Annotated in this window: 3 protein-coding genes; all 3 read left to right on the top strand. The window is 41.1% G+C overall.

Annotated features, from left to right (window positions below; all coding sequences use genetic code 11):
• A partial coding sequence (locus HT730_RS10300) for a CppA C-terminal domain-containing protein (RefSeq protein ID WP_275690513.1) occupies positions 1-196 on the top strand: 196 nt, incomplete at its 5' end.
• Positions 193-1128, top strand: a complete 936-nt coding sequence (locus HT730_RS10295) for a serine hydrolase domain-containing protein (RefSeq protein WP_173307533.1) — start codon at positions 193-195, stop codon at positions 1126-1128. The genes HT730_RS10300 and HT730_RS10295, both read left to right, overlap by 4 nt.
• Before the next feature lie 8 nt (positions 1129-1136).
• Complete coding sequence (locus tag HT730_RS10290) at positions 1137-2054, top strand: DMT family transporter (protein WP_173307532.1); 918 nt, start codon at positions 1137-1139, stop codon at positions 2052-2054.
• Positions 2055-2090: the final 36 nt, after the last annotated feature.

The following is a 2090-nucleotide window of genomic DNA, read 5'->3' as shown; positions in this document are numbered from 1 at the left end:
AGCTCAGGGTCAAGATTTGACTGTGAACAATACGGTTACTTGGGACTTATCTATGCTCAAGTTTTTGGTCAATGAACTAGATATAGAAAGTCTTCGTCAGAAGTTTGAGTCTACTGAATATTTTATTCCTAAGTCTGAAAAATTCTTCCTTGGTAAAGATAGAAATAATGTTGAATTGTGGTTTGAAGAAGTATGAAGTGGACCAAGATTATTAAAAAAATAGAAGAACAAATCGAGGCAGGGATTTATCCCGGAGCCTCTTTTGCGTATTTTAAGGACAATCAATGGACAGAGTTCTATTTAGGCCAGAGTGACCCAGAGCATGGCTTGCAGACTGAGGCAGGACTAGTTTATGACCTAGCTAGTGTTAGCAAAGTTGTTGGGGTTGGCACCGTTTTTACTTTTTTGTGGGAAAAAGGTCAATTAGATATTGACAGACCAGTAACCGATTTTTTACCTGAGAGTGATTATCCAGACATCACTATTCGCCAGCTCTTAACCCACGCTACAGATCTTGATCCGTTTATTCCCAATCGTGATCTTTTAACAGCTTCTGAATTAAAGGAAGCTATGTTTCATCTCAAGAGACGAAGTCAGCCAGCCTTTCTTTATTCGGATGTCCATTTTTTACTTTTGGGCTTTATTTTGGAAAGAATCTTTAATCAAGACTTGGATGTGATTTTACAAGAACAAGTCTGGAAACCGTGGGGAATGACGGATACCCAGTTTGGCCCTGTTGAGCTTGCTGTTCCAACCGTCAGAGATGTCGAGGCAGGTCTGGTACATGATCCCAAGGCTCGCCTCTTGGGCAGACATGCTGGTAGTGCTGGTTTATTTTCGACTGTAAAGGATTTACAAATCTTTTTAGAACACTATTTAGCAGATGATTTTGCAAGAGATTTGAGTCAAAACTTTTCTCCTTTGGATGACAAGGAACGTTCTTTGGCATGGAATTTGGAAGGAGATTGGCTAGACCATACGGGCTATACAGGTACCTTTATCATGTGGAATCGTCAGAAGCAAGAAGCGGCCATTTTCCTATCAAATCGTACCTATGAAAAGGATGAGAGAATTCAGTGGATTGTAGACCGTAATCAAGTGATGGACTTGATTCGCAAACAAGAGTAAGGAGAGACATGTCAAATAGTTTAAAAGGGACTTTACTAACAGTTGTGGCTGGGATTGCTTGGGGTTTGTCGGGAACAAGTGGCCAATATCTGATGGCACACGGAATTTCGGCTCTGGTCTTGACCAACTTGCGTCTTTTAATCGCCGGTGGAATTCTTATGCTCTTGGCTTATGCTACTGCAAAGGATAAAATGCTGACCTTTTTAAAGGATAGAAAGAGTTTGCTGCCTCTTCTTCTTTTTGCTCTAATTGGTCTATTCCTCAATCAATTTGCCTATCTAACTGCTATTCAGGAGACCAATGCAGGAACCGCAACAGTGCTTCAGTATGTTTGTCCTGTCGGGATTTTGATTTATAGCTGTATCAAGGATAAGGTGGCACCGACACTGGGAGAGATTATTTCCATCATATTCGCCATTGGAGGAACCTTCCTGATCGCCACTCATGGGCAGTTGGACCAGTTATCCATGACACCTGCAGGCCTGTTCTGGGGTCTCTTTTCTGCCTTGACTTATGCACTTTATATCATTTTGCCCATAGCCCTGATTAAGAAGTGGGGGAGCAGTTTGGTCATTGGAGCGGGAATGGTCATAGCTGGTTTGGTCTCCCTTCCTTTTACAGGTGTTCTACAGGCCGCTATCCCGACTAGTCTTGATTTTCTTCTTGCTTTTGCAGGTATTATCCTTATCGGGACTGTCTTTGCCTATACAGCCTTTCTAAAAGGAGCCAGTCTGATCGGACCGGTTAAGTCAAGCTTGTTGGCTTCAATTGAGCCAATATCGGCGGTTTTCTTTGCCTTCTTAATCATGAATGAACAATTTTATCCCATTGATTTTCTTGGTATGGCAATGATATTGTTTGCTGTAACTTTGATTTCTTTGAAAGATTTACTCTTAAAAAATAAAAAGACTCTTTGTCGTCCGTGACAGAGAGTTTTTATGTAGTATTTTATACTCAATGAA

Source organism: Streptococcus sp. k-628 (genome assembly GCF_013277475.1).
GTDB lineage: Bacteria > Bacillota > Bacilli > Lactobacillales > Streptococcaceae > Streptococcus.
This window is presented reverse-complemented; position numbering and strand designations above follow the sequence as displayed.